Annotated in this window: 28 protein-coding genes and 1 pseudogene; 7 read left to right on the top strand and 22 right to left on the bottom strand. The window is 68.4% G+C overall.

Features of this window, described 5'->3' with window-relative positions:
- Window positions 1–11: 11 nt before the first annotated feature.
- Together NUT86_RS05530 and NUT86_RS05525 are read left to right on the top strand one after the other, a co-directional pair.
- Window positions 12–829, top strand: a protein-coding gene (locus NUT86_RS05530) for an IS5 family transposase (protein WP_274733814.1) whose coding sequence is annotated in 2 segments (ribosomal slippage) — window positions 12–354 and window positions 354–829 — 819 coding nt in all. Because the reading frame shifts where the segments join, the coding sequence is not laid out codon by codon here.
- Window positions 793–1,053, top strand: coding sequence for a DUF3761 domain-containing protein (locus NUT86_RS05525; RefSeq protein ID WP_274740384.1), 261 nt, complete (start codon window positions 793–795; stop codon window positions 1,051–1,053). Before NUT86_RS05530 ends, NUT86_RS05525 begins: the two co-directional genes overlap by 37 nt.
- A 613-nt stretch (window positions 1,054–1,666) precedes the next feature.
- On the opposite strand, the gene NUT86_RS05520 is transcribed toward NUT86_RS05525, so the two are convergent.
- The 5 genes from NUT86_RS05520 to NUT86_RS05500 form a co-directional block, all read right to left on the bottom strand.
- Complete coding sequence (locus NUT86_RS05520; RefSeq protein ID WP_274733812.1) at window positions 1,667–1,894, bottom strand: hypothetical protein; 228 nt, start codon at window positions 1,892–1,894, stop codon at window positions 1,667–1,669.
- Between the two features lie 104 nt (window positions 1,895–1,998).
- Complete coding sequence (locus NUT86_RS05515) at window positions 1,999–3,483, bottom strand: SAVED domain-containing protein (protein ID WP_274733810.1); 1,485 nt, start codon at window positions 3,481–3,483, stop codon at window positions 1,999–2,001.
- Window positions 3,483–4,403 (bottom strand): AAA family ATPase, encoded by a 921-nt coding sequence (locus NUT86_RS05510; RefSeq protein ID WP_274733809.1) that lies wholly within the window; start codon window positions 4,401–4,403, stop codon window positions 3,483–3,485. Before NUT86_RS05510 ends, NUT86_RS05515 begins: the two co-directional genes overlap by 1 nt.
- 30 nt (window positions 4,404–4,433) lie before the next feature.
- Window positions 4,434–4,946, bottom strand: coding sequence for an HORMA-1 domain-containing protein (locus NUT86_RS05505; protein ID WP_274733807.1), 513 nt, complete (start codon window positions 4,944–4,946; stop codon window positions 4,434–4,436).
- A gap of 2 nt (window positions 4,947–4,948) precedes the next feature.
- On the bottom strand, window positions 4,949–5,944 hold the full coding sequence (locus NUT86_RS05500; RefSeq protein WP_274733805.1) for a CBASS oligonucleotide cyclase: 996 nt from the start codon (window positions 5,942–5,944) through the stop codon (window positions 4,949–4,951).
- Window positions 5,945–7,169: 1,225 nt separating this feature from the next.
- Here NUT86_RS05500 and cas6 point away from each other — a divergent pair.
- Complete coding sequence (cas6, locus tag NUT86_RS05495) at window positions 7,170–7,880, top strand: CRISPR-associated endoribonuclease Cas6 (RefSeq protein WP_274733803.1); 711 nt, start codon at window positions 7,170–7,172, stop codon at window positions 7,878–7,880.
- Between the two features lie 269 nt (window positions 7,881–8,149).
- Here the strand turns inward: cas6 and NUT86_RS05490 are convergent, their stop codons facing one another.
- Complete coding sequence (locus NUT86_RS05490; protein WP_274733802.1) at window positions 8,150–9,466, bottom strand: helix-turn-helix transcriptional regulator; 1,317 nt, start codon at window positions 9,464–9,466, stop codon at window positions 8,150–8,152.
- 164 nt (window positions 9,467–9,630) lie between these two features.
- Here NUT86_RS05490 and NUT86_RS05485 point away from each other — a divergent pair, with 164 nt between their 5' ends.
- From NUT86_RS05485 to NUT86_RS05470, 4 genes are read left to right on the top strand one after another with little or no spacing between them, the layout of a single operon-like run.
- On the top strand, window positions 9,631–11,532 hold the full coding sequence (locus NUT86_RS05485) for a nucleotidyltransferase domain-containing protein (RefSeq protein WP_274733800.1): 1,902 nt from the start codon (window positions 9,631–9,633) through the stop codon (window positions 11,530–11,532).
- Window positions 11,529–12,629, top strand: coding sequence for a hypothetical protein (locus NUT86_RS05480; RefSeq protein ID WP_274733798.1), 1,101 nt, complete (start codon window positions 11,529–11,531; stop codon window positions 12,627–12,629). Before NUT86_RS05485 ends, NUT86_RS05480 begins: the two co-directional genes overlap by 4 nt.
- Window positions 12,626–13,417: an SDR family NAD(P)-dependent oxidoreductase gene (locus NUT86_RS05475; RefSeq protein WP_274733796.1), complete on the top strand. Its 792-nt coding sequence runs from the start codon at window positions 12,626–12,628 to the stop codon at window positions 13,415–13,417. The genes NUT86_RS05480 and NUT86_RS05475 overlap by 4 nt, the downstream gene beginning before the upstream one ends.
- Window positions 13,418–13,451: 34 nt before the next feature.
- Window positions 13,452–13,886, top strand: a complete 435-nt coding sequence (locus NUT86_RS05470; RefSeq protein ID WP_274733794.1) for an NUDIX domain-containing protein — start codon at window positions 13,452–13,454, stop codon at window positions 13,884–13,886.
- Window positions 13,887–13,916: 30 nt separating this feature from the next.
- Here NUT86_RS05470 and NUT86_RS05465 read toward each other — a convergent pair whose 3' ends face one another.
- From NUT86_RS05465 to NUT86_RS05390, 16 genes and pseudogenes are all read right to left on the bottom strand, one after another.
- Window positions 13,917–14,168 (bottom strand): hypothetical protein, encoded by a 252-nt coding sequence (locus tag NUT86_RS05465; RefSeq protein ID WP_274740779.1) that lies wholly within the window; start codon window positions 14,166–14,168, stop codon window positions 13,917–13,919.
- Between the two features lie 3 nt (window positions 14,169–14,171).
- A pseudogene (locus NUT86_RS05460) lies at window positions 14,172–14,294 on the bottom strand (transposase); the annotation flags it as partial.
- Window positions 14,291–15,178: an IS110 family transposase gene (locus tag NUT86_RS05455; RefSeq protein WP_274733792.1), complete on the bottom strand. Its 888-nt coding sequence runs from the start codon at window positions 15,176–15,178 to the stop codon at window positions 14,291–14,293. The pseudogene NUT86_RS05460 and the gene NUT86_RS05455, both read right to left, overlap by 4 nt.
- 307 nt (window positions 15,179–15,485) lie before the next feature.
- Window positions 15,486–15,842 (bottom strand): VOC family protein, encoded by a 357-nt coding sequence (locus tag NUT86_RS05450; RefSeq protein WP_274733790.1) that lies wholly within the window; start codon window positions 15,840–15,842, stop codon window positions 15,486–15,488.
- A gap of 176 nt (window positions 15,843–16,018) precedes the next feature.
- A complete protein-coding gene (locus tag NUT86_RS05445; protein ID WP_274733788.1) occupies window positions 16,019–17,137 on the bottom strand; it encodes an NUDIX hydrolase in 1,119 nt (372 codons plus the stop codon).
- A 64-nt stretch (window positions 17,138–17,201) separates the two neighbouring features.
- Window positions 17,202–17,699, bottom strand: a complete 498-nt coding sequence (locus NUT86_RS05440) for an NUDIX domain-containing protein (protein WP_274733786.1) — start codon at window positions 17,697–17,699, stop codon at window positions 17,202–17,204.
- Window positions 17,700–17,881: 182 nt separating this feature from the next.
- Entirely contained in the window at window positions 17,882–19,777 is a 1,896-nt protein-coding gene (locus NUT86_RS05435; RefSeq protein WP_274733785.1) for an ATP-binding cassette domain-containing protein, read from the bottom strand.
- A 255-nt stretch (window positions 19,778–20,032) separates the two neighbouring features.
- Window positions 20,033–20,677 (bottom strand): HAD family hydrolase, encoded by a 645-nt coding sequence (locus NUT86_RS05430; protein ID WP_274733783.1) that lies wholly within the window; start codon window positions 20,675–20,677, stop codon window positions 20,033–20,035.
- A 155-nt stretch (window positions 20,678–20,832) separates the two neighbouring features.
- Window positions 20,833–21,438 (bottom strand): PIG-L deacetylase family protein, encoded by a 606-nt coding sequence (locus NUT86_RS05425; RefSeq protein WP_274733781.1) that lies wholly within the window; start codon window positions 21,436–21,438, stop codon window positions 20,833–20,835.
- Between the two features lie 2 nt (window positions 21,439–21,440).
- Window positions 21,441–22,313, bottom strand: a complete 873-nt coding sequence (locus tag NUT86_RS05420; RefSeq protein WP_274733780.1) for a 5'-3' exonuclease — start codon at window positions 22,311–22,313, stop codon at window positions 21,441–21,443.
- Entirely contained in the window at window positions 22,313–23,440 is a 1,128-nt protein-coding gene (locus NUT86_RS05415; protein WP_274733778.1) for a glycosyltransferase family 4 protein, read from the bottom strand. Before NUT86_RS05415 ends, NUT86_RS05420 begins: the two co-directional genes overlap by 1 nt.
- Window positions 23,437–23,994 (bottom strand): phosphoribosyltransferase, encoded by a 558-nt coding sequence (locus NUT86_RS05410; RefSeq protein ID WP_274733776.1) that lies wholly within the window; start codon window positions 23,992–23,994, stop codon window positions 23,437–23,439. The genes NUT86_RS05415 and NUT86_RS05410 overlap by 4 nt, the downstream gene beginning before the upstream one ends.
- Window positions 23,991–24,941 carry a radical SAM protein gene (locus tag NUT86_RS05405; protein WP_274733775.1) on the bottom strand — a complete coding sequence of 317 codons (951 nt, stop codon included), beginning with the start codon at window positions 24,939–24,941 and terminating at the stop codon, window positions 23,991–23,993. Before NUT86_RS05405 ends, NUT86_RS05410 begins: the two co-directional genes overlap by 4 nt.
- A complete protein-coding gene (locus NUT86_RS05400; protein ID WP_274733774.1) occupies window positions 24,938–25,972 on the bottom strand; it encodes a glycosyltransferase family 2 protein in 1,035 nt (344 codons plus the stop codon). The genes NUT86_RS05405 and NUT86_RS05400 overlap by 4 nt, the downstream gene beginning before the upstream one ends.
- Complete coding sequence (locus NUT86_RS05395) at window positions 25,969–26,427, bottom strand: hypothetical protein (RefSeq protein ID WP_274733773.1); 459 nt, start codon at window positions 26,425–26,427, stop codon at window positions 25,969–25,971. Before NUT86_RS05395 ends, NUT86_RS05400 begins: the two co-directional genes overlap by 4 nt.
- Window positions 26,424–26,996, bottom strand: coding sequence for a formylglycine-generating enzyme family protein (locus NUT86_RS05390; protein ID WP_274733771.1), 573 nt, complete (start codon window positions 26,994–26,996; stop codon window positions 26,424–26,426). The genes NUT86_RS05395 and NUT86_RS05390 overlap by 4 nt, the downstream gene beginning before the upstream one ends.

Here is a 26,996-nt window from a genome sequence, read left to right as displayed (position 1 = left end):
TTGGCCTGTGTATGGGGCGGGGTACGTGGAGTTGGATTGTTCCGGACGGTCTGTGGGAGATCGCGAAGCCGTTGGTCCCGCCGTCGAAGGTGCGGTCGCAGGGTGGTGGGACCCAGGACACGCCTGATGAAACGGTGTTCGCGGCCATCATCTACGTGCTGGTCAGTGGCTGTTCCTGGCGTGCGTTGCCGCCATGCTTCGGGATATCGAAGTCGACCGCCCACCGCCGGTTTCTGATCTGGTCGCGGGCCGGCGTGTGGGGCCGGCTGCACGAGGCGATCCTGCACCAGCTCGACGATGCCAGCTTGATCGACGTCTCCCGCGTGGTCCTGGACTCCGCCCACGTCAGGGCCAAAAAGGGGGCGAACTCACAGGTCCGAGCCCCGTGGACCGGGGCAAGCCGGGTTCCAAGATGCACATCCTGTCGGACGCGAACGGACTGCCCTTGGTCGTCGGCGTCTCGGCGGGGAACACCCACGACAGCCAAGGGCTGAAGCCGATGGTCGAGGGTCACCAAACGAGACACGACCCTCACCGCGGCCGCTACTTCAAACCCGAGCGCCTGCACGCCGACAAGGCGTATGACAGACCCGACCTGCGGAAATGGCTGCGTGGTAAGCGGATTGGAGTACGGATCGCCCGCAAGGGCATCGAGTCCAGCGAACGGTTAGGGCGGCGTAGATGGGTGATCGAGCGCACCATGTCGTGGCTGTCGGGCTACCGCAGACTCAGCCCCCGCTACGAACGCGACCACCGCAACTACCTGGCCTTTCTCGGACTCGCCGCCGCCATCTGCTGCTACAAGCGATACGTCCGCCTCACCACATAGGACACGGTCTTAGCGCCGCCGTCGTCGCACCCGTAGCCATCGGCACAGGAACGGCTCAGGCCGCCACAGTTCGCTGCGCTCACCACACCACTGGCACTTGCGGCACCCACATCAAGCACCCCAAGGGTGTTATGGCCAAGTGCAAAGACGGCACCTGGTCGTACTCGAAGCACTTCTCCGGCACCTGCTCCCACCACCACGGCGTGAAGTACTGGTTCAAGTAAGCCAGCCCAAGGCGTGCAGTGTTGGCGTACCGGCACCTCGATTGCGGCATCGATGGGCAACCGGCAGTTGTATGCCGGTTGCCCTGGCCGGATCAGACCTACCTCCGTCGGCGCGGAGAGGACGAGATCTTTTTGAAGTCTTCTGCCGAACTTCCCTGACCTGCGGGTATGCGGCTCAGTATTCGTCTGACCTGCGAAGATCCATCTTTCAGGGGCTTTCAGCTTCATCCCGATTTACGCAAACGATTCTCCCCACGGGCTCCCCAACGCTTGTGAAACTCCCCAGATTCTCCCCAGCGGACGGTGCCGTTCATCGGCTGGCCGCCCCGAGCGCGCCAGGCCCCCTGAGCCCGTAGGTGGAGCCGCGGAGATAACTGTATGTAATCGGGCGGCAGATTGGGCTGAGCCCTCTACGTCGACCACCTTGTGGGTTCCCATGGCTGATGGCGATCGCGCGGAGCGCGCTGCGGTTCTGGTTGCGAACCCTCCAGGGTCGATGACGTTGCGAACCTTCCGGGCTGACGACGTCCTTGCGAAGGCGGTGTGCAGTGACTATCTGCTTCGCGTTGTGAACCCTCCAGGGCTGATTACGACCCGACGGTAAAGCCGCAGGTCAGCCTTCGTCCAGAGCCTGGCCTTCAGGGCGGTACTGCAGCGACTCGGCGGTAGTGCATCTGCGCAGGTCAAAGCGCTTTGCTGACTGGCGGGTGGAGCGCGCAAGCTTGAGTCGGTCACGGATCGCGCAACGGTAAGCCAGTTCGAGACCATTGTCATTGGTGGCCGCTAGCTTGCGCCTGGCGACCATCTGCGCCACCGCGTTCCTGCGCCCCTGAAACAGCATGCCACTTATAACATATTGGCACTTTACATGGCATGTAAGAGTTGCAGCGGAAGCCAGCGTCGGGACACATAGCAGCCCTACGCCGCCGGGTTCTGCGGCGTGGCCTATGCCTCGACGGTGAATGCCGCTTCGTATCCGTCGTCGATCTTGATGTCCTCGTACACGACGGTCTGGCAGAGCCGGTTCCACCGGTTGCCCAGTAGAACGGCAAGTCCCATTGGGCAGGCGAGGAAGAGATGGATGCGCCGGACCCGGCGGGTGGAGCGACGGAGGTGGTCGCGGATGCCGACCGCCAGGGCGTTGGCGGCGGCGCTATCGGGAACGGAGCCGTCTTGCGCTGAGCTGCTCGGCGGGGTGAGGACGATGAGCTTGCCCACGGGGACGTTCTGCTCCCGTAAGTACTCCAAGACGTCCTCGGAGAGGTCCGTCGCGACGGCGATAGCGACAGCGATCTCGTCGCCCTGGCCGATCTCGTGCTCGATGGCCCCCGGGGCCAGGGCGGTGTCGAACGGGTCGTTGGTGGACCAGAGCTGGGCTCCGGCCCGCCCGCGCTGCACGGCCGCGAGGTCGGTGCCGGTGACCATGCGGAAGGTGGTACCGACCAGGAAGGCCGGCGCGAGACGGATACTGCCCGTGACGGAGACGGCGGTTGTACCGGCGGGCAGGCGTCTCGGTGCGTCCTCAATATCCGCCTGCAACTGGGCCCAGCTGTTCGGCGGCAGGGGACGACGCTTGGTGTAGTCGGAGTCGCCGTCGAAGCGGTCGACCCAGTCGATGGCGTGGTCGGCGTCCGATGCCAGTGGGTCCGACTTGAGAGTGGCGATCGACAGAATCGCCCGGGCGGGTCCGGCCTTGAGATCCAGGTCGGCGATGGCGGCCTCGACCATCGCCAGGGTGAGTTCACGGCGGCCCTCACGGACCATCTTGGCGATCCAACCGGCCCCCTCTTCGAGTGCCCGCTGGTCGTGGCGAAGGCCGGTAACGGCCATCAGGAGCCGCAGGTTCTCCTGGTACAAGCCCATGTCCAGGGACAGATCGAAGCGCAGCACCGACAGGAGGTCGATGAGCTCGGCCTCGGTCAACCCTGCCTCCTGTGCCCACTTGGCACGGGCCTTTCCTCGATTCGACTTCGCCCCGCCGATGGCTGCTTTGGGCATCAGGAGGCCGGTGCGTGCGTCGCGCCCGGCCACCAGGTAGTCCTTGGAGTCGGCCGCCCGGTTGGTGACCAGGCGCAGGTCGGCCCTTCCGCCGTCCGCGGTCAACCCCTTCCATGTCCTGGCGATCTTCTTGAGGATTGACGGGCCGCCGGTGGCGCTGGGCTTGGTCAGGTAGTCCTCGCTGACCGGCGTGCTGCTGTCGACCGCGTACTTGACCTGCATGTAGGTGTGCGGCGGAAGATCCCGCAGCAGTACGACGTCATCGAGGTTGCCCGCGCCGTCGAGCTCGACGCCGACTACACGGATGGGGTTGTGTGCGTGGCCGGCGGTCTCGCGAAGGAGGGTCAGACAGGCTTCCCAGGCGACAAGCCATTGGTAGTAGTCGCCGGTCGTGCGAACGCTGGTGGGGCCAGGGGCGGGCAGGTGGGCCATCAGCTCTCCTCGGTGAAGACGGGAGTGGGTTCCAGCTCCTGGGCGAGGGCGAGGAGGTCTTCGTCGGTGACGGGTCGGTCGGGAAAGGCGCGGAAGACTGCGGCTGGGACCAGGCGCTGGGTGAGGTCGGAGAACGTGTAGCCGGGCCTGTCGCTGGCAGGGCCGGTGAGCTCAACAACCTTGCGGACGGTCTCCGGCCGGATGCCGAGCCCGTCGAGTGCCTGGGTGAGGACCGTGTGGCGTTGCTCGTCGCCAGGGCGGGTGAAGGCGAAGGTGGCCGCTGCGCGGCGCATGACGGCCGGGTCGAGGGCGCCGAGCCGGTTGGTGCACACCACGACGACGACCGGGAGTTGGGCGCCGGCCAGGCTGTCGATGCCGGCCAGGAATGCATCAACGCCGGCCCGGTCCTCGTGGTGCATCTGCTGGGCCTCGCGGGACTGGACCAGGGCGTCTGCCTCGTCGACGACAAGGATCTGCACAGCGCGCGCACCCTGGGAGCCGGACACGCGCTTGCCCATCGCGTGCATGTGGGTGAAGGCGTCGCCGATGAGGGAGGTCATCTCGCCCACCAGGCCGCTGCCGCGGGCGGCGAGCTTGAGGCGGTAGAGGTAGACAGGCAGGCGGAGAAAGTCGGCGAGGTCGCAGCCGAAGGACTCGGCCAAGGCCGACTTGCCGGAGCCGACATCGCCGGCGAAGACGAACAGGGGCGCCCGGTCCGCGAAGAGGGTGAGAGCGGCGACACCGCCGCCGTGGTGGGTATCAGCCCAGGCTTGGAGTCGGCGAGGGTCCGCCAAGAGAGCGGCTTCCTTGCGCAGGCGCAGCTTCACGCCCTCAAGGCCGACCAGGCGGGCGTAGCGGGCGCGGCGGGTGGGCTCGGGCAGTTCGATGACGGGGTGGAACAGGTCGTCCTGGCTGGTCACGTGCTCGTTCCTCCTGCTGGTGGCGCTGGACTAGGCGAGGTAGACGTCTCGGGAGACGCCAGCGCCGTTGCGGGCGTAGCCGTGCCCCGTGGTGGTAGTGCCCGCGAGGGCGCTCGGGGCGGTGCCCGTCGTCCGGGAAATCGGCAACGTCTCCTTGACCCCGGTCTGCTCGCTGCTGGTCAGGAGCAAGAAGGCGGAGCTGTAGGTCAGGAAGCTGTAGAAGCCATAGCCGGTGAGATCGACCGGGTCCGGCAAGCTGCCGGGACGTGAGTCGGTGAGCTGGCCGCCGACCGTGGCTGTGTAGCGCAGGCGGAGTCTCCAGGCGTTGGTGCCCGTGTCGCGGAACCCGTAGTCGACGGTGTCCAAAAACCCGCGGTTGAGGAGGACTGCCACCTCCTCGGCGTAGTTCTCGATGCTGCCGAGGTCGGGCTTGCCGTAGAGGCTGTGCAGAAGGCGTAGGTCGGCGCCGACTCTGCCTCCGACGTAGCGGGCGTCGGTGATCGTGAACGAGGCGGAGGCGGACCTGGAGTACGAGCCGGCCATGGTCATTCTCCTGGGAAGGTGGGGCCGAACAGCTCGCGCCAGGCGTCCAGCGCCTCGCCCTTCGTGGCGGCGTAGGCGGCCATCGAGATGGTGTCGAGGGTGTTCCTGGCGTGGTTCACCAGGCGCTGGCGGTGCCGCTCGGTGTAGCCGCGCGCGACGTTGTTTTCCGGGTTGACCGGGTCCCAGATTTGGATGGGTTCCGTCGTCGCATTCACCGCGTCGGTCTTGTAGTAGTCGGTGAAGGCGATCGGTGTCTTCAGGCCAGTGCGGACGATGTAGGAGAGCACCTGTTCGATCGCTGCCGGGTAGTCGTCTACCTGGAGGGACTTGCCGTTCCAGCCGACGTCCCACAGATGGGCCACCAAGAGTTCGATCAGGAACGACTTGCAGCGCAGCTCCGTGTCGGCCTCCTTGCTCTGGCGGATCCACGCCTTCAGAAGCCGGATCACCTCTCGGTACCCGTCGCCTGCCTTGTCCTTGCGCGTCGTCATGAACTGCAGGTGCAGCGTGACCGACGTGAGCACCTTGGTGCCGTCAGCGGTGACCAGGTACCCCCTGTCGTCCGGTTCGCCGGTGTAGAGCACGGGAACGACGTCGATCTTCAAACCACTGCTCATGGTGATCCCGACGGCGTGGTCCGACGGCTTGAAGTCCTCCTCGTCCTTCGTTGCGCCATAGATCTCGATGCAGCGGTCTCGTAGCCAGGTCAGCATGGTCGAGACGTCGATGTCCGTGTTCGAGGTGTGCAGGTAGGCGGCAACGTCCGCGTCGGCCCCTGTGCCGCTCTTGCGTCGGATCGCCGTGTGCTTGGCTGTGCTGCCGGATGCGCGGAGCTTCACCAGGTCGAAATCCGGATGGGCAGCGATGTAGTCCTCCAGCCGCTGCCGCAGGTGGTTCACTTGTCGGCGGCGCTCCTTCGCCTCCCCCGGCGGCACGTTCACCTTGCTCTGCGCGAATGCGTTGAGGGCCTTGTGGTCGACGTAGCGCTCTCCCGCCATCTTGTTTCGCCCTTCACTCGAGAAGCTGATTGGCTGAAGAGCAGGCTTACCACCCGCCACTGACAAAGCGGGTACGAGTTGCGAGCAATGCCCAAGCTCCGGTAACGGACTGTCACCGATGGGCGACGTGTCAACAGCCGTTTAGATATCCGCCCGCCGAGAGCTGTACCGTCCCAAGCTGGGTCGAGGCCGGGGCGCGACCTGCCGCGAAGCACCCCTTCCTTGCCAGCACCTCGGCCATCAGGCCAAGAGTCAGCCGCCGATTCGGGCCGCTCGCTCGCAGGGGGCGAACGAGCTGTAGTTGCGAGCCCTCCGAGGGCTGATGACGACGGGCTTGGGCGGGTGTGACGCACACGAGCTGGCCATGTTGCGAGCCCTCCCTGGGCTGATGGCGACGCGGGAGGCGCCGCTGCCGTGCCGCGAGGAGGTCCTGTTGCGAACCCTCCAGGACTGGTGACGACCGGGCCAGACGCCGCGGGCCGACTCCCTCCTCAAGGTGTTGCGAGCCCTCTAGGGCTGATAATGACGCCATCGCCCCCACATCCAAGTCTCGGTTCCCGACGTTGCGAACCCTCCCGGGCTGATGATGACGACGCGGAGCAGAAGCCGCGGGTGGGGTGGGTGCAGTTGCGAACCCTCCAGGGCTGATTACGACACCTGCGCGCTGACCCTCTCCACAGGAGCAGCCCTGTTGCGAACCCTCCAGGGCTGATTACGACGCTGACACGCACAAGGTGATGGCCGGCGTGGAGTTGTTGCGAACCCTCCAGGGCTGATTACGACGCGGCCGCCGCGACGCCTGGGAAGTCCACAAGCTCCTGTTGCGAACCCTCCAGGGCTGATTACGACCCGACGGTAAAGCCGCAGGTCAGCCTTCGTCCAGAGCCTGGCCTTCAGGGCGGTACTGCAGCGACTCGGCGGTAGTGCATTTGTGCAGGTCACAGCACTTTGTTGACTGGCGGGTGGAGCGGGCAAACTTGAGACGGTCGTGGATCGCGCAACGGTAGGCAAATTCGTGACCGGTGTCAGTGGTGGCCGCTAGCTTGCGCCTGGGGGCCATCTGCGCCTCCGCATTCCTGTGCCCCCTGAACCAGCATGTCATCTATCACGTATTGGCCCTTTCTGTGACATATACAAGAAAAACATCATCGAACTCCTTTCACGCAACTACCCTGGCAAACATGACAGTTGAGCGACGCTTGATGGCTTTGGCTTCGTCTCCGGCGTGTGGTGGCAGGCCGCGATGCGCATGAGGGTGGATGTCACTGCGGATGTTCCGAGTCTGCGGTGGGAGGACGTGCACGGCCCGGCGCGGGGTGTGGTGTACGGGTTGATCGGAGAGCATGACCCGGCGTTGGCGAAGGCGTTGCACGATGAGGGTTGGCGGGGACGTTCGCTCAAGCCGGTCGGGGTGACGAGCCCGCAGTTCAAGGGCGCGCCGCATAAGAAGGGGGTGTACACCACGTCCCCCGAGGGGTCGGTGTGGTTCGGCTCTCCGGTCCCGGAGATAGCGTCCGCTCTGGTGGCGGCGCTGGCGGCGCGCACCGAGATCGTGTGGGGAACGGCCCGCCTGCAGGTACGCGGCTTCGCGGTCGATTTCGGCGCTCCGGCAGCCGTCGACGGCGTGGTGGAGCTGGTCACGGCGACTCCGGTCGTCATTCGGCACGAGGGCCGTGACCTGCTTCCCGGTGACGAGCGTTTCGTCGAACGTATGGAGCGCAACCTGGCACACAAGGCTGACGTGCTGGGGCTGCCGGCACCCGGGGGCCTGAAGGTGCTGGAGGCTGGGCCCAGGCGTCGGTTCTCCGTGCGGGGAGCCCCGCGCATCGGAGCGCAGGTACGCGTGGCGCTGGAGGCGGATCCCCGGTTCGTGGAAGCGCTCTGGTCATGGGGGCTCGGCCTCGACACGGTGCAGGGGTTCGGATGGATCAGGTGAACTCGGACGTGGCCGTCGGAGAGCGGACGGGCGCGCTGACTTCCACGGGGCATCCGCTGCAGCGCGCGGGGGCGTGGGCGGTGGCGGGTGATGGCCGGTCGGGAACGCCCGGACCAGGTGACCGCCGATGAAGGTACTCGGAGCGTAGCCGGATGATGCCTGCCGCGTCTGCGGGGGTTGCCGCTCGGGCCGTGGGCAGCCCGGCGGTCAGCGGTCCGGACGTGGGGGCGAGCCCCAGATCGTCGTTCATGAGGAGCCTCCTGGCGGTGTCATGCCGCTGCCCGGACGACGCTGAGGAACTGCTCAACACCCTGCACTTTCACATGGGGTTCGTAGCCGCGTGCGAGGTCGCTGATCTGGCGGACGCAGCGGGAGGCGCCGATTCTCTCGGCGAGGACGAGGGCTTCGTGGGCGGTTGCGGCGCTGTGGTCGATCTCGCCCTGGCGTAGCAGGCTTTCGGCTTCGTAGGCGAGGAAGACCGCGCGGGTTTTGTCCCGGGCGGTGGGCAGGAGGGCTACTCCCTGGGTGATCTGGTGCAGGGCGGGGCCGGTTTCGCCGAGGTCGATGAGGCAGCGGCCGGAGTCGACGGCGAGGTCTGCTGGGCTCATCCAGGAGCACCATGCGGGGGGTGCGGCGGTTGCGGTGTCGAGCGCGTGTTCGGCGGCGTTGAGGTTGCGACGGCAGGCGCGGGCGTCGCCGTTCATGGCCAGCGCCCGGGCTTTGCGGAGGTGGAGCAGGGATCGGGCGGTGGCGTCCTGGGTGCGAGAGAGGGCGTGGTCGAGGACGTCGATGGCAGTGCCTGCCTGGTCGAGCCAGATCCTTTGGTAGGCGAGGTCGGAGAGGATGCCCGCTCCGCGGTCGCGGTCGCCGAGGTGGTGGGCGGCGTGGAGGGCCGCGCACCAGTAGTGGCCTGCGTCGGTGTGGTGTTCGTGGTCGAAGCGGTGCCATCCGATCGTCTGGGCAAGGGAGGAGGCCAGCGTGTAGAGACGCTCTTCGGTGGCCCGGTCGGAACGGCATTTTTCCAGTAGACCGATGACGGTGTCGTAATAGCTGTCAAGGATCTGGGCGCTGTGCTGGCGGTCCGCGGTGGCCATGCCCGCGAGGCGCTTGACGCTGCTCTCCAGATAGGTCACGAACTCCGGGGCGACCTGGCCGTCGGCGGCCGAAGCGGCAAGGGCGGGATCGAGGGTGGCCCACTGCTGTGCGAGGGTCGCGAGAGCGGCTGGCGCGAGTCCGAAGAGGGTGCGGCGGTTGAGCATGGCTTGGCGTTGGGCCTTTCTGAGTGCGGCGACCGTCTCTCCTGTGCCCAGGTCAACGGGCGCGTCGTGCCCGGGCAGCCAGTACGGCCAGCCCAGGGCGGTCACGCGGTCGTGGTCGACCTCGAAGACATCGGCGATCAGCTGCTGGTACCAGGCATCGGGCGGGCGGCCCCCGGGGCGCTCCCACACGGACACCTGCTGCTTGGTCGTGCCGGCCCTGCGGTCGCGGCGGCGTGCGGCCTGCTTGATCCCCTCGGCGAGGTCGCTCTGGGACAGGCCGTAAAGGTCACGGGCGATGGCGAGCGGGTGTTTGGGGAGCGTGTCCACCCGTCCATCTCAGCATCCGAAGGCATGCGTGGGGGCCCGAACGCGACAGCTGCATGACCCTCGCATGACCCTCGAACACTGGTTCCAGGGAAGAGCGTTGGGTGTACTCGCCTCCCCAGGCCAGTCGGCACGTGGCAGGCCCAGACCAGGATCGGAGGCCCGGCATGGGCGACGACGCGGTGACCACCCTCGCGCTGAGCGGCGCGGACAACACCGGCAAGACCAAACAGCTCGGGATCCTCGCGCGTCGGATCGGCCCCGCCGCCGTGGCGAGCGGACCGCTGGACGTGCACGACGCCCGGTGGGAGGAGATCAAGAAGAACGGCATGAGCACCTGGTGGTTCCAGACCGGGCCGATGCAGGAGGTCGCCGATGTCCTGGCCGCCTCCTACCTCCAGCGCTCCAGCCGCCCGGGTGCCGGGGCGGGGCTGCGGTTGATGGACCGGGGCCTGCCGATGCTGGAGGCGTCCGTTGCCGCGACCGCCGCGGTGCGCGAGGACCTGCCCCCCGAGCAGGCCGCCGACAGAGCACGTGGCTTACTGGAGCCTTACGCCCAGGACCTGAAGGCCGCCGAGGTCGGCGAGCACGGGATCGTCTTGCTGCACCACGAGGACCCGGCGATCGGCACCGCCCGCGCCCTGTCCCACGAGGCGAGCGTGACCCCCACCTACGTCGACTACCAGCGCCACCTGCACCACCAGATCCACCGCCTGGTCGACGAGGACCGCTTCGACGGGGTCCTCGTCGTCGACAACCGCTCCGTCGTCGCGGTCCAGCACGACCTGCGCGGCCTCCTGCACCCGCACATGTCGCTCGTACCAGCAGGGTGCCTGCCCGGTGTCCGCGTCGTCGCGCTGGGCGGCATGTCCGAGAGCGGCAAGAGCACCGCGGGGGAGTACCTGCGCACCCGCCACGGCCACGCTCGCCTCAAGATCGGTTACCTGATCGACGACGCCGCACACCGCCACGGATTCGATGACCCTTACGCCCTCGCTCCGGTCGTCCGCGCTGAACTTCTCCTGGACGGCTTGGACCGCTACGCGGCAGCGCACCACTTCCTCGACCGCATCACTCTGGAGTCCCTCCACGAGCTCGACGTCACCGCCGAGATGCACCGGATGCTCGGCGACCAGCTCTCGGTCGCCTACATCGCTACCGCAGCCGAGCTGCGGGCCCGTCGCGGGACGGCCGGCCCTGAGGATGTGACTCTCCGCGACACGGTGAAGGCATCCCGGGGCGCAGCCGAGATCGCCACGATCGCCGACGCCGTGGTCGATAACAATCGCAGCCGCCTGGCGCTGGAGCGCCAGCTCGACAGGATCGCGCTGGATGCCGCCTGGCCCGCCGTCACCCCAGCCACTACCCCGGTGAATTCCCTCGGGCTGCCAGTCGCACTGGAGAGGTTCCTGACTGCCCTGCTGGAGCGCACCACGAACCGGCCCGAGCCGTTGATCGATCTGCTCGCCGTGACCGGCAGCGGCGCCTGCGGCAAGTACCAGCACGGCTGGAGCGACCTGGACGTGTTCGTCATCGCCGAGCCCGACCGCACCACCGAACTGCGCCAGGCTCTCACCGAGGCCCAGAGCGATCTGGGCGAGGTCAAACTCGGACTGACCGTCCTGAGCCAGGCCGAGTGCCACGCCGGCGCGGTCACCTCACGCCTCCTGCACGTGATGACCCTTCTCGGCACCGGCTCCCTGCTCCCGCTGTGGGCCCGGCAGGGCCTGACGATCCCCGCCCCGCCGCTCGCCGATGACGTCGCCGCGAGCCTGGAAGCCGGAGTGCAGGCAGCCGTCGAGATCCGTCGGCAACTCTTAAAGGGTGCCCCAGACTTGCGCGCCCTGTTCAAGGTGACCGCCCTGCTGGCCAAGGTCATTCTCCGCTTCGACGGCACCGAGCAGGCCGCAGACACCGACGCCCTGGACGCCCTTGTGCGCGCAGCGGCCGAGCAGAACGACGGTCTGGTGCTCAGAGCGCGCACCGACCGGGCCGCCGCCCAGGACCTCGCTCAGCTCGTCCTCGACCACTGGATGGCCACCATGCCGGCCTCCGAGGCGGCCGCGTGAACACCGTGCTCGCCCGTGGCCCCTTCCGCAAGACCCTTCCCACCGCCAGGGCGCATTCCGAAGAACTCGGCTGGCGCCGGATCGCCGGCCATCTCGAAGTCCCCGCCCTCCTCCAACGCACCCGGCTCGACGCCGACACCGACGTCATCGCCTACGAGGACGTCTTCGCCTCCGGCCGCTGCCAGCTCCTGCTGGGAGATCTCATCGCCCTCGCCGACCACGGACACGCCCCCACCGGCGATGTCGCCGGCCTGATCGATGCCGTCTGTGATGACCTGATCACCGCGGTCAAGACGTCCGGCCGGGTCGCGGCCCTGTCAGTCTGCGTGCCCGCCCTCTACGCCGACCGCATCCGCCCCGGGGGCCGCCTCGACACCTGGTACCAGGACCCGAGCCTCATCGTCACCGACACGCACACCGGCGAGCGGACTCCCCTCCGAACGCTCACCGGCTACACCGCCACCGTCAACGACACCCCACTCCTTCTGAACGTGCCCGCCGCGATCCAGGCCGCTCGCTGCGCGCTTCACCCCGACAGCCAGTGGACGTCCGCCCTCACCCAAGGCGACCCAACGGAGCCCAACATCGCCGCCAGCGCCGCAGGCGCGTGCTGGCTCGACTTCGAGTACGCCGGACGCAACACCCTCGCCGGTGAGATCGCCAACCTCCTGTGGTACCTCCTCGCCCTCGGCGGCTGGCTCGTGCCCACCTACCAGCGCGACGTCTACCACCGGACCCTGCCCCTCCACCTGCCCCCGGCGGCCACCCCCACCATCGAGCACGCCGAACTGTCCACCCGGCACCGGCGATTAGACCTGCACCACACCTGGTCCACCGGCCCCGGCCGCCGCACCGCCCTCAGCCGACTCCTCGCCCGCATCACCACCGATCTCGGCGACGCCGCCGGCCTGGCCCACGGCAGGCAACTGCACGCCCTCGGCCCCTTCCTCACCCTCCGCATCCTCGGCGTCATCCCGCCCCACCTGCTCAGCCCCAGCGACCTCCTCCTCCTGCTGGCCAAACTCGCCCAGGTCCAGCACCTGACAGACCCCACCCCGTTCACGCACACCGACCTCGTGACCATGGAGAGCCCGTGACCACGCCCCTCCTCGCCCCGCCGCTGACCACCCGCCCTCTGCAGGGCCGCATCGCTCTCATCACCGGTGCCGCAACCGGGATCGGCGCGGCCACCGCCCGAGCCCTCGCCAGCGCCGGCGCCACCGTCGCCATCGGCCACTACGCCCAGATCGACCAGGCTCGCACCGCACTCGACGAGGTACGCCGACTTGGCACAGACGGAATCGAGGTGAACGCCGACCTCACCGACCCGGACGCGGTCGAACTGATGGCCCGTCAGGTGGCCAGTGAGTTGGGTCCGGTGGACATCCTGGTCAACAACGCCGGCGCCTACCCGCGCATGACCTGGCACGAGACCGACGAAATCGCCTGGAGCCACGCGCTTGACGTCAACCTGACCACCCACTACCGAACGAGCCACGCCGTCACCCCAGCGATGATCGACCGCCAGTGGGGCCGCATCATCAATGTCTCCAGCGTCAACGCCCGCACAGGACGCCCCGGACTGACCGCCTACAGCACCGCCAAGGCCGGTCTGCTCGGTCTCACCCGGTCCCTGGCCAGGGAACTTGGCCCCCACGGCATCTGCGTGAACACTGTGCTGCCGGGAGCCATCCAGGTCGACGCCGAGAACACCCTGCCCGCTCACCACCGCGCACGCCCCGAAGACCAGATCGCCCGCCAGTGCGTCCCCCGCCGAGGTCAACCCGACGACGTCGCCGCCGCCATCGCCTTCCTCGCTGCTCCGGCCGCATCGTTCATCACAGGCCAGTCGTTGCACATCGACGGCGGCTGGCTGCTCCACTGACCACCGCACCGCCAAACCCGAAGGAGACCACCCGATGAAGCAGCGCGTCCGCGCTATTCTGATCACACCGGATAACACCTTGCTTCTGATGAGGCGTGTCCGCGCCGGCATCGCCCCGTACTGGGTGATCATCGGGGGCGGCGTCGAGGACACCGACGCCAGCCGCGAGGACGCCCTCCTGCGCGAGGTCCGCGAAGAGATTGCCGGCGAGGCGGAGATCACCCGCCTGCTCCACCAACTCGAGAACGCCCAGGGCGAAACCGAATACTTCTACCTCGCCCACATCGGGAAGTGGAACTTCGACGACAGGACCGGACCTGAGTTCCAGCGGGACGACCGCGGTGAGTACCTCCTCGACGAGATCCCCCTGACCACTGAGGCTCTCGCCAGCGTGAACCTGCTGCCTGAGGAGATCTCCAACGTGCTGCGCGAGGCACTTGAACGTGGCGAGCTGCACGCCACGGTGTAGTCACTGGATGTCCGTGGGCCGCCGGCGCGGTCAGGTCTCTGCGCCGTGCGGCCAAGGCGGCAAGAGCGGTGTTGGGCTGTCGCCACGCGTGGGAAAGGCGTGCTGTTCGGCGTAGGGCTGGCCGGTGGCCAGGCAGTGGTGGAGGCAGCCGAGGAGCCGGCCGTACAAGTTGCGCAGGGCGGCGGCGTGCCGGTCGCCGGCGGAGCGGCGGCGGTCGTAGTGGACGCGGCAGCCTGGGGATGCGGTGAGGGTGGCGAAGGCCCAGTGGTGGCCGGTGGTCATAAGGATCTTGTTGCCGAGTCGGCGCCGGGAGACGCTGTGGCTGGTGCCGCTGGCCCAGGTCAGGGGGGCTGCGGTGGCGTAGGCGCGCAGAGCGCGCGCGGTGGGAAAGCGGGGGGCGTCCCCTATCTCGCTGAGGAGCCGGGCGCCGATGACGGTTCCGACGCCGGGGAAGCTGAGATAGGTCGCGGCCTGGGGATGTGCGGCGAAGGTGTCTGCAGGTGTGTGGTGATGGCGTCGGTCGCGCGGCATGCCTGGTCGAGCTGGCCGAGGACGGCCGCAGTGCGGGCGCCCATGGCTGCCTCGACGGCTGGCGGCTGGCGCAGGGTGCGTATGCGGAAGTGTGCGTACAGCCGGGCGGTGTGGTCGTCGACTTGACGGCGTCGTCCGGCGGCGGTCAGGGCGGTGGCGATCTGGCGCTGGGTCAGTCGCGCGGCGCGGGTCGGCGTGGGCGCGAGCGCGAGCACCGCGCGAGCCTCCGGCCTCAGTATGTTGTCGGGCAGGTGGGCCCAGGCGGACAGGGCGGACGGGTAGTACTCGCGCAAGCTGCTGCGCAGGCGGTTGGCAAGGGCGCGCTGGTCGCGGACGGCGTCCAGGTGAGCGCGGGCCAGGGTGTTCACGGCGCCCGCCTGCGGGCTGGGACTCCACAGGGCGCGGTGGAGGTGCGCATCACCGCGGATGATGTTGGCCAGCAGCCGGGCGTCCGAGGGGTCCGATTTTTTCCGGGACGGCGTGAGGCGTGTGCGGTAGCGGGCAGCGGACATGGGGTTGATCGCGCAGACGGGCTGGCCGTGGGCCCGCAGCGTGCCGACGAGCAGCCCGCGGCTTGTCTCGATCGCGACGGGGATGCTCCGTCGGCGTCGGCTGACGCCGGAGAGCAGGCGCAGCAGTTCGGCGACTCCCTCGGGACTTTCCTCGATGTGGGCCTCGGCGACGACGTGGCCGTGGGTGTCGATGACGGCGACGGCGTGCCCAGAGGTGTCCGACCAGTCGATGCCGGCGAAGTAGCGCACAAGGAACCTTTGTTGTGGAGGCGTGCCGGGCCGCTCGTTCCTGGAGGAGGGATCAAGTCCCGGGCTGATGAGAGGCGTTCACCCGGCATGCCGGGCCGCACGTTACAGGCAGTAGCTACGAAGGGCGAGGTCGGCCGGGGTGGGGCAAGAGGGGCGACACCCCGGGGTCGCAACGGGCCCGGCCCGGCCGACACGCTCGTGGATAGGCCAGGCGCCTGGCTCCTACCGATCCTGGCCCGGCCTCGGCGGCCTGCTTCGCTCGTTCCACCGCATGGTCTGAGGCGTAGGGCCAAGGGCGCCTGGTCTCTCAGTAGCCGTCGATTCCGATGATGTTGCCGAACGGGTCGACCAGCTGTGCGATCTGGCGGCCGTCCCCTACGTCGAGGGGCCCGCGGTGGTGAGTGCACCCGGCGCCGAGCAGCATCTCGCGTGCAGTGTCTAGGTGGTCGACGGACCAGTACGGCACGGGACTGCCGCCGCGCTTGTTGCGCTGCTCGTCGAGCATGTGGAAGCCCATCTCGATGCCGGCGACGTCGAGCCAGGTGTAGACGTTGGTTCCGGCGACGTCGCGGTGTACGGGGGTGTCGAGGACGTGGGACCACCATCGGGCGGACTTTTCGGGGTCCTCGGAGAAGATCATCACGGTGCGGATTCCTTTGAACATGGTGCCTCCGTGGGGCATCGATGGGCGCCGTGCCGGCAGTCCTCGACTGCACGGAGGGCTGCTTTGGGACGGTCGGGCAAGCGAAGATGAGCGGTCGCCGGGGCTGCTGCGACCCCTAGGGCGACGTCGGGGGATCAGGGTCCGCGGGCAGGGCGCATCTGCCTGCGTCAGCCGGTTCACAGACCTCCCTTCGGGGGCAGTTCCGTGATCGGTGACGGTGCGGCGTGCGGGATCCCCCATCGCGTCCTGGCGATCCGTGCCGCCTGCTCCGCTTGCTGATAGCCCTGCTCGCCCCAGCCCAGGAGGGCGGCAGCCTGATGGGGGGTGGCCAGCAACCGGGCGAACTGTCGCCCGCTGGCCGGATCAACCAAGGAAGGCCCGGCCCCGGTGATTGGCGCGACCAGGCGCAGTCGGGCGCACTCGCCGATCCCTCCGTAGACCTCCCCGGTGGCGTCGTAGACCCAGCCCAGCCGCTCCACCTCGCCGAGGGTCAGTTGCGCTTCCTCTGCGGCCTCGCGTACCAGGGCGGCTTCCGGTGAGGCGTCGGTGGGTTCGACGGTGCCGCCGGGCAGCATGGCCAACGGTTCTGCCGGGTCGATGACCAGCACTACCCGGCCGTCGGGTGCGAACAGCCAGCCCCACGCCTGCCGGATGGGGAGGTGTTCTGGGGTACGGCCGGGGTGCCAGGGCCAGTCGCGTCCGGCCCGGGGCCGGGTGCGCACCTGGTACCGGTCCAGAGGCGGAACGGGGCCAACGTGCCGGCCTCCGCTGAGGTGAGCGGTGATGCCGGCAAGGCGGGCGCGCAGCGCGGCCAGCAGGATCTGTGCGTCGACCGGGACCATCCGCTCGGCCGCCGCCCGCGCGTCGAGGAACTCGTATCCGCTCAGCTCGTCCTCGGGCAGACGCACCCTGGCGATGTCCCGCGGGGTGAGAGTTCCGCCGTCCATCACGTAGCGGACCTCGCCGGGAAAGGGCATTCCCTCGGTGCGGTCCGGGTGCCCAGGGGCGAGCCAGTGCACGGCCAGAAGCCGCCCCAGTGGCACCGACAGGCCGAGCTCCTCATGGACTTCGCGCCGACAGGTCTCATCGGGGCCTTCGCCTGCTTCTACGCAGCCGCCCGGCAGCAGCCACTGCGTGCGGTAGGTCGGCTTGACCAGCAGGACACGGCCGATCTCGTCGGTGAACAACGCCGCCGCGCCGAGCCAGACCGAATGCCGTGAGCGCGCGTATTCCTCGTGTGACATCTCTGGTTGTCCCGGTGCGGCAGCCGAGGTGCTGCTGGCGGAGGTGTCCACTGATGCTCCTTCGGTAGAGGGACGCTGATCGCGCCAGGGGAGCGGAGAGGCTCCGCTCCCCTGGCTATGGCAGGGCTGTCTGTTCCAGGTAGCAGATCGATCGGGTGTGGCGGGCGCGGGCGACTGCCTGGAGGCGGTCGAAGGAGTGCATGGACATCTCCTTCTTCCAGACGTCCAGTGACTTGACGGCGACCTCCGTGTGTTCGTCCGGGTCCAGGACGATGCTGTCGATCTGCTTCCTGGTCAGCCGGCCACCGTCGAAGATGAAGCCGATCTTGTGGGTGGTCCAGTCACCCAGTGGAGGCAGGAAGTGCACGGCCAGCAGCTGCGGTTCGACAGCGAGACTCAAGCCGGTCTCTTCGAGGCATTCGCGGAGCGCGCACTGCCACGGAGTTTCGCCCGGGTCCATGTTGCCGCCGGGCCACTGCCATAGGTCGGCGTTGCGGGCAGCACGCAGTTGGAGCGGGCGGTATGCCTCGTCGGTGACGAAAAGACACGCGTAGACGGTGGCTTTGGGCAGAGTCGCGATGTACTGCTCGGGAGGCAGCCACGTGCCACTCATGCTGCCTCCCCAGGTGACGGACGGTCGGCAGCCGGGGCAGCCGGAAGGAACCAGGTAGTTCGGTCGTAGGTCACTGGGGCACTCCTTGTCAGTCGTTGAGGGCGGAAGCGGTGGTGCCCGCCCGGCTGGCAGCAGGTAGGACGGACTGCCGACTGGGCAGGCTGGCTGAAGAGTCGGGTTGGTTACCGGTCCTGGGAGAGCTGGAGGAGTTCGGCGAAGGTGCCGCCGGCGTGAACGAGGTCGTCGTACCGGCCCTGTTCGGTGATGCGGCCCTGCTCCATGACCACGATGTGGTCGGCCACCTTCGTGTTCTCCAAGCGGTGGGTGACGACGATCGTGATGCGTTCGCCGGCGATGGACTTGATCTCTTCGAAGATCTGGTGCTCACCGCGCGGGTCCATCTGTGAGGTGGGCTCGTCCAAGATCAGCAGGGACGGGCGCCGGTAAAGGGCGCGGGAGCAAGCCAGCCGCTGCCACTGCCCTCCGGACAGTTCCGCGCCGCCGAAGACCTCCCTCGCGAGGAGGGTGTCAAGGCCGCTCGGGAGGTCTTCGACCGCTTCGCGCATGCCCACGGCGTCGACCGCTTCCCACACCGGCCCGTCATCGACCGTCCGAGGCCGAGGCTGGCCCAGCCTCACGTTCTCGCGGACCCGTAGCGGCCACTGCGCGAAGATCTGCGGCACCAGCCCGGTACAGGCCCAGACGGTGGTCGGATCGATGGCGGCGAGGTCCGAGCCGTTCCAGGTCACGCGCCCCTTGTCGGCGAGGTAGATGCCGGTGATCAAGCGAGTCAGGGTGCTCTTGCCGGAGCCGTTTACCCCGACGATCGCGAGGATCTCCCCACGCCGCAAGCTCAGGGACACACCGTCGACGGCAGGCTTGTCCTTGCCCGGGTACTGGTAGGTGGCCTCCTCCAGCCGGATCTCCTCCACCGGTGCACGCACCGGCAGTTCGCCCCGCTGGGGCGCCCGCTCGGCAGCGTCATCGAGAAATGCCTGCATGTCGCTGAGGTACAGACTCGTGTGGAAGACGGCAGCACCATTGATGATCACCTGGGAAAGAGCGGCCAGCGTGGTCTGTACCGCGACGACCGCCGTGGCGGCGATGGCGAGCGCCACCCGGCCCGTTGCGGCAAGCCAAGTCAATGCCGCCCACGTGGCGACCAGGAATACCCCGCCCACGAGCGAGGAGACCAACGCGATGCGCAGCGTGCGCGGGGCGGCGGCCAACGTACGCCGGTCGACCCGTTCGGACAGGGACCTGTACCAGTACAGCAAGTAGTCCGTCATGCTGTTGGCGCGGACCTCGTCGCTGTAGTTCGGGGTCGTCGACCACCACCGCATCATGCCGCGCACATTGCGATCGGCGATGTTCGCGTAGTGGATCTCATAGTCGACGCGGGCCGTGAGCACCGCTCCCACCCCGCCCGGGAGCACAGCGAGAAGGAGCAGGGGAAGCATCACGGGGTTCAGGACCGATAGCACACCACTGGCCGTGACCATCTTGACCAGAGCCGATAGGAAGCGCTGGGCATCGGTGACCATGACGTGCGTACGGATCACCCCCATCTCCGCGGCCTCCTGCCGGTCCGCGAATCCGTCCACGGCATAGGCCGCTGCCTCGACCCGGCAGACGGCCTCGACCAGCGCGGTATCCGTCACGGTCGTCAGCTTCGGGGTGATCCGCCGCTCGGCATACGCGGCCACCGCACCCGCACCGCGGTTCAGAGCAGCCGCCCCGGCGACGACCAGGAGAGCCGGCAGCGCCTGAGCAAGCCGTTCGGAAACGGCACCGCTGCCGAGAAGCGGGCGCATCGCCCTGGCTGTCGCGGTCAGCAACACTCCGGCAGCCACACCGGTGAGCAGCTGGCAGGCCAGCAGCAGGAGGACGGCCGGACGGTCGACGTCCCAGGACATTTTGGCGATCCGCCGCAGGACCGAAGGGAGCTGTCCGCAGAGCCTGCGGAACGAGACCTCGCCCAGCGGATTTACGGAGTACTGCCCCGAATAGGTGATCTCGGCGGGGGGAGGTGGCGGCGGCTCTGTGTCTTGCGTCCTTTTGGCATCAGCCGAGGTCAACTGCAAACCTCCTGCACGGTCGTTGGGGTTCGATCGGCGCCACCGGGGTCAACGACCAGAGCGCCGATATCGAACACACGCGTTTGAGTCGGTATGGATTCCGCACGGACGCGCGGAAGATGGTGGGTGCCTGGTGCGTCGACCCTTGGGGCGCAGCGGAAGGCCGCGCATGCAGGAGTGGCCGAAACGCCGAGGCTGATGCTCGTGTGACAGCTGGGTCTTGCTGCCCTTCGGTGAACGGCACGGGCAGAGGCATCACAAGGCAGCGATGGGCAGGCCGAGGAACTCACCGAGGCGTAGGAGAGTTTGGTCGGGCTGTTGAGCGTGGATGGTGGTGATGCCGAGGTCCTGGGCAGGCCGGAGGTTCGCCTCGATGTCGTCCACGAAGATGCACGCTGGCCCTCGACAGCCGAGCTGCCTGAGTGTGAGCTGGTAGATCTCAGGGTCCGGTTTGCGCATCCCGACCTGTTCGGACAGGACGACCACGTCGTGTTCGTCCTCCAGCTTCCACGGCTCGTAGATGTTGAAGGGGCTCATGCCCATGCTGTTGGACAGCACTGCCGTCCTCAGGCCGGCGGCCCGGATGGCCCGCGCGGCTTCGACCATCGAGGCTTCGGGCTTGAGCGGGGTCAGGGCGCGGCGCATCAGGTCTGTGCCGTCGATTCCCAGAAGCTGGGCGATGCCCTCGTTCCAGGACTCCTGAGTGATGTCTCCGCGTTCCAGCTGAGCGAAGAGGTGACGTCCTACGGGGTTGACGGTGACGGCATGGAGGTAGGCGTCGTCGGGGAGTCCGCTGCGCCGGGCGAAGGCGCGTGCGCAGTCGTCCAGGCTCGTGGTGAGGACTCCACCGAAGTCGAATATGACGGCCTCGTACGGGGGCATGGCGTCTCCCGGGTTCATCGGCTGAGGGAAGGGGATGTGTTCGTGGCGTCTTGGGAGGGCACCGGCGGCGCAGCGGTAAGGAGGCTGTACTGGTAGACGGTGGTGGATCGGGTGTTTTCGGGCATGACGGTGCAACCCTTCGCTATGAGAGTCACGCGGGTCGGGTGAGCTGGTCAGAGGTGGGCGGCGCCGGGCAGGCGTCCGAGGATGGGGACAGCAGTGAACGCTTCGGCGTGTGCCACGCCGATCCGGCCGCCCCACAGCCCGCTCTGGTGCCGGGCCATGGGCCCGAAGTGATCTTCGATGGGTTGAGAGGAGTGTGCGGCGAGGGCGCGCATCTTCCGCGCGAAGGTGGCGGTCACGTCGACGATCACCGACGCGTTGACCTGTCCGCTCAGGGTGAGGGAGTTATAGGTGTCGCAGGTGTAAAGCCTGCGTGGTGTGCCGGTGGCGATGTGGGCGTCGGGCAGGCCGGCGAGGACAGCTGCTGCTGCCGCGCGGTGGTCAGGGTGCACGTCGTCGACAGGGTGGGTGATCAGGATGTCCGGACGGTGTCGGACGATCAGTTCGCCCACCGCTGCGGCATCCACATCCTTCAGGGACTCGAGCCGGATGCCGAGGATCTCGGCGCTCGTGACCGCTTCGGCGTCACGTATGTCGTCGTGGGCCCTGACCGCTCCGATGACCGGCGCCTGCTGGGCATGCAGGGCCAGCGTGCCTCCGGCCCACAGCTCCAGGTCGTCGGGGTGGGCCATGACGGCTAAGACTGATCCGGTCATGGTCACCACATCCCCAGCTTCTCGATGACGTCGGCCGGCCGGGGCAGCGCAGGGCTGACGTGTCCGGTGGCCTGCCAACCGACGGGAACGTCGCGGCGCATGCGGCTCAGCTCGCGGCAGCGCAGGGCGACCGTCCAGGAGTCGGTGATCGCGGCGCCCTTGGCACCGGTCAGCCGACCGGACGACGGAAGCTCGTCGAGGGTGAGGCCACCAGCCAGCAGGGCGGCGGCGGTCTTCGCGCCGATGCCCTTCACTCCGGGCAGGTTGTCCGACGTGTCGCCGGTAAGCGCGCGGTAGTCGGGCCACTGCGCGGGAGTGACGCCGTAGCGCTCGTGGACCTCGGCGGCGGTGATGATCCGCTTGGATGCCTTGCGTGCGCGGTTGATGATCCGGACGCGGTCGCTGTCGAGGAGCTGGTAATAGTCCTGGTCGGCGCTCATGATGCGGATCGGCCGGTCGGGGTGGCGGTCGGTGAGCGTGGCGATCACGTCGTCGGCCTCGGCGTTGTCGATCTCCACCCACGCGATGCCGTAGGCGTCGAGAGCATCCTTCATGGGGGCAAGGAACTGCAGCGGTTCGAGCGCGGCCGGGGTGGATTCTCGGTTGGCCTTGTAACCGGCGTCGGAGTCCTTGCGCTCGGCGCTGCCGTTCTCGCCGTCCAGGACGACGCACACCTCGACGGGAGGTGTGTCCAGGTCGTCACGGATCGTGGCCCGCAGCAGGGCGAAGAACGCGAAGAGGCCCGTGAGGTTGCGCTGCTTGTCACGCGAGACGATCGGCGCGGGGAATCCGAAGTGTCCCCGCCACAGAACGTTGAAGCCGTCGACGAGCAGCAGGGGAGCTACCTGGGAGTGAGACGGGGCTACAGCACCCATCACGACACCGCCTTCAAAAAGAGCTGGGCGATTCGGTCGGGCCTGTAGTCCTGAGCCAGGTGGTACATGGCCTTTGCAGTTCTTCCGTAGGCTACCGGATCCTGAAGGAGAGCATCGGCAAGGCCCAGGAGCGTGTTGGGCCCGAGCCCGGGGTCTGCCAGCAACTGGACTCCTGTATCGGCTCGTTCGAGCAGCGTGGGGAGGTTGCCCACCCGGTAGCCGACGACCGGGGTGGCGCTGCTCATAGCTTCCAGTGCCACCAGCCCAAAGGTCTCCCGCAGCGAGGGCACGATCACCACGCAGGCGCCGGCGAGCCAGCCCGGTACGTCTCTCCAGGCCAGAGGCCGCTCGTGCAGGGTGATGTGATCGGCGGTGCCCGTCAGGGCGCGGCACTCTTCCAGGAGCTTGGTCTGGGAGCCGCTGGCCGCCTCGAATCCCGCGTGCGCCACGGTGACCTCCAGTGGTCGGTCCCAGTCGGCGGCGGCGTTGAGCAGAGGGACGATCCCCTTCTCGTGGCCGAGCCGGGCCAGGACCCTCACAGGCCCGGAGCGGCCTTCGTCGATGTGAACCGGGTCAGGTATCGCGGGCGGGTGCAGGAGCGCATTGGGCACGACTCGCCATGACTTCGCGGGCCAGCCGGCCTCCTCGGCTTCCGCCCGGACGATCTCGGAGGGGATGATCACTCGGTCGGCGCGGGTGAGGGCCGCCGGAGCGTCCTCCCGGTTGGGCAGGACGTGGGCGGCGAGGACGCGTCGCACGCCGTCCGGAAGGTCTGCGGCCAGTCGCCCCAGCCCCCACAGGGCGTCGGTGAACACCACGGTGTCCGCTTGGTGGCGGGCGATGATCTCCCACAGGCGGGCCTGGATCGCGTCGGTGCGTCGGAGGAGGGCCTTGCGGAGTAGCTGATCGGCGCACGGAAAATCGACGGGGAGGTCGAGATGCTCGACGGTGACGCCGGGCAGAACAGGCTCCGAGTCCGTGGCGAGGGCGGTGGCGATGACGGCGTGGTGTCCGCTGGCGGCGAGGCCAGCGGCGAGTGCGGCGGTTGCTCGTTCGATGCCGGCGGGCGCGTTCATCTGCCAGGAGGCGAGCACGAACACGATGCCGCGGGTGGCTTTGGAAGTCACGGAGTGCTGATCCTTTCCGGGGCGGGCAGCAGCCGGCCGGTGGCGTCGGGGCGGGGCTCCCAGGGGAAGACCACCCAGTCGTCCACGTCCCAGGCCCACCAGCACGGGCGCAGCGGGCTGCCCACGTTGCGGCACAGCGCTGTGGTCTGGATGCGGGTGTCCGGCGTGAGCCGTGGCGTGAGCGCGGAGGTGACCGCGGTGAACGTTGCTCCGGTACCGCAGATGTCGTCGGCCAGCAGGACGCGACCGCTGACCGTGTCGGGGAAGCTGTCGGGAATGCTCACGGCGACGGCTCCGGTCGCCTGCGTGTAGAGCTCGTCGGAGGTGTTGTGCCGGGCATCGACATGGCATACGGGTGCCCTCAGGTGTGCGGCGAGCCTTTCGGCGGGTGTCCTGCCGCCCCCGGCTATGCCGATCACCTGGGTGACGGGACCGGTCTCGGCGATGGCAAACGCCATCTGCGCGAGTGCCACCTCGCACGCCTCCCAGGTCAGGAGGTAGGGGCTGCGGCGCCGGAAGACCCGCTGGGCCTCGTGCTCGGGAATGTGGGTCATTGCCGCTTCCCTTCGGACAGTGGGATGTGCAGGTCGGCCGGATCGGTCAGCAGGCGCAATGACCGGATGTCCGTGGCGCCTTGTCCGTTGCGGTAGACCTGTCCGTCGGCGCGAACCACGGTGAACCCTTCGGCGAGTTCGCGAGTCCGCAGCCGGACCCGCACTCCGTCAGGCGCCTGCAGCGAGGAGATCGTGCGCTGGGCGTCGGCGTCGCTGACCATCTCGGCGTCGGCGAGCTGGGCGCCGTCGCCGATCGGGAGCATCTGAAGGAACGTGACACCGACGGCACCCAGCTCATGGGCAAGATCGACGATCGACTGGGCGCGGTGCGCGGTGGAGCGCATCACCACGGCGTGGAGCTGGACCGGCACGCGCTCGGCGACGGCCGCGCGGGCTCCGGCAATTGCCCGTTCGAAGCTGCCCTTCCCGCGCCAGCGGTCGTGCGAGGCGGCGTCGGGCCCGTCGAGGCTGACCCGGACGGCGTCGAGGAAGGGGGCGAGTTCGGCGGCCCGGCGTTGCAGGTGCCACCCGTTGGTGGTGCAGCTCACTGCTGCTCCGTTGCTGGCGAGGGTCTTCAGCAGGTGGGTCATGTCGCGTAGGAGCAGCGGCTCGCCACCGGATATGTCCAGGCCGAGGGTGCCGCACCCTGCCAGGATCCTGGCGATGCGGGTGCGCTCGGCGCCCGCGAGTTCGGGGAGCGTCTTGTCGTCCAGGCACTGGGGGCATTGCAGATTGCAGCGGGTGAGCGGGGACCAGCAGATATTGAACGGCACAGGTGTGCTCACCTGGCACTGCGCGACAGTGGGCCACGTGGCGACATCGGCATCGTCCAGCAGCTGCCGGCCCACTGGCAGGCGGTGGGGCGCGAGGTGTGTGAGTTCTGTGGCCGGGTCGTAGACGAGGAGGGTGGCGTCGAGCGTGGCCGCCGCGAACATCCGGACCGTCATCGGGTGACCACTCCCGCCGTGGACAGCAGCTGCGTGGTGGAGTCAAGGAAGTGCGCTTCGCGGCCCGAGGGAGCGGGTTGCGTCAGCAGCTTCTGGTAGTGGGCGAGGGTGGCGGGCCACCCCGCGAGCTTGCGCTCCCACTGGTCGGCGGCGTCGGGCGGGTCGAGATGGAAGCCGACGCACTGGCGCAGCGGGACAACGAGGCACCCGGCGGCGATCAGAGCGGCGCCGAGGTGGGTGTCCTCCATTCCCCAGCCGATATATCCGAAGGCGGGATCGAAGCCTCCGACGTCGATCACCGCGGCGCGGGGGGCGGCCATCAGGGCCGTGACGCATGTCCGGGGAAGGTCCCAGTCCAGGTATGTCGCGCCGTGGCCCAGGCCCTGGAAGTCGTCGGTGCTGTTGAGCGGGCTGCCCGTGGTGGGGCCGTCGAGGAAGGTACCTGTGTAGAGCTGCTTGCCGCCCTGACTACGCCAGGTGACGCGGTGGTCGGCGGCCAGATCGGCTTCCCCCGAGGGCACTTGTGCGCTGCGGTGGGGGCCGGGCCGGTAGGGCACGTTGTGGCGGAAGCCGATGAGGACGGTGTCCGGGCGGGCGCGGGCCCCGAAGTCGGCCAGGGCATGGGTGGGAAGGACCATATCCGCGTCGAGGTAGACGACGGTGTCGGTCTGGGCCAGCGCGGTGCCGGCGTTCCGTGCTGCCGCGGCACCGCCCGGCTGGGGGAGCCGTACCAGCACATCGACGGCCGGATGCCCTTGTGCGATGTCGGCGGTCGCATCTGTGGACGCGTCGTCCACGACGATGACCTCGACGGACCCGTGGGTGTCTTGCGAGGCCACAGCGTCGAGCACGGGGCGCAGCGAGTGTGCGGAGTCCCGCGCGGGAATCACGACCGATACGGCACATCCCGCAGCCAGGTTCGCCGGGGTGGGCGTGTGCCAGCCCGTGGCGGTCTGTTCCTCGAACCGGGCGCGCACTGTGCGGTGATCGTTGGGACGGGAGGCAAGGGCTTGGGCGAGGGAGAGGTTCACGGCCAGTTCCAGTCGTCGAGTACGGCGGCGGTCTCGTGCCAGCCGAAGGGGTCGGGGATCCAGCGCACGATCGGCCGGTTGTCGTAGGCCAGCAGGTCGGCGAGCAGCACCATGTACAGCGGTTCGACGACGACCAGCAGCTGTGGCTGTACGAGGCCGGCCAGGAGCTGTCGCAGTCTGCGATGTACGAGCGGGCGAAGCTGCTGGGCCCGTTCGTAGGTGAGCATTTGGTCGTAGGGGAGGAGCGGGGTATCCGCGCTCACAAGTCCGTGACGGCCGGAGAGAAAGTACAGGCGGCCTCGGAGGTCGGGGTGGTCGCCGAGGCGCTCCCGCAGCTGCGGGGCGATGCCCTCCTCGTACAACTCCAGGGCGGATACCGGCGAGAGAGTCCTCTTCTTGCCGCGTGTGCAGCTGGCAAGCACGAAGGTCTCCGGTTGCGGGGTAGTCGATGTCACGGCTGGCGCACCACCCGGAAGCCGATGCCGTCCGATGCGAGTTCGGCGGGGGCGGCGTTGAGAAAGGTGGATTTGGCGTACAGGCCCGGGGAGCCGTGGGAGGCGCCGCGCAGGACGTACCCGTCGCCCAGGGTGCTGCTGCTGGTCCACTCCCAGACGTTGCCGGCCATGTCCAGGAGTCCGTCCGGGGTCGCGCCCTCCGGATACGCGCCGACGGGCGTGGCATGCCCGGGGCCGCCGCGCAGGTTGGCCCGGTGTGCGCAAGGAGGATCGTCACCCCAGGGGTAGGTGCGGCCGGTATTGCCGGCGGCTGCCCATTCCCATTCGACGGAGCGAGGCAGACGGCCGCCGAGCGCCTTGGCGAGGGCGGCGGCTTCCGGTTGGGTCAGGCCGGTGATCGGTCGCTGGTCCTTGCCGCAGTCGAGTTGCGCAGGTGTGAGGACGGTGCGCGTCCATTCCAGGGTGCGGACCGTGATGGGCCGCTTCCGGTCGCCGAAGCGGCACACGCCGCCGACGATGCGGATCCAGCAGATCGTTGTTCCCGACCCAGCAGTGGAGTTCAGGCTCAT

This window comes from Streptomyces sp. G7(2002) (genome assembly GCF_028870195.1).
GTDB lineage: Bacteria > Actinomycetota > Actinomycetes > Streptomycetales > Streptomycetaceae > Streptomyces > Streptomyces nigrescens.
The sequence above is the reverse complement of the archived record's forward strand: the minus strand, read 5'-3'. Positions and strand labels throughout refer to the sequence as shown.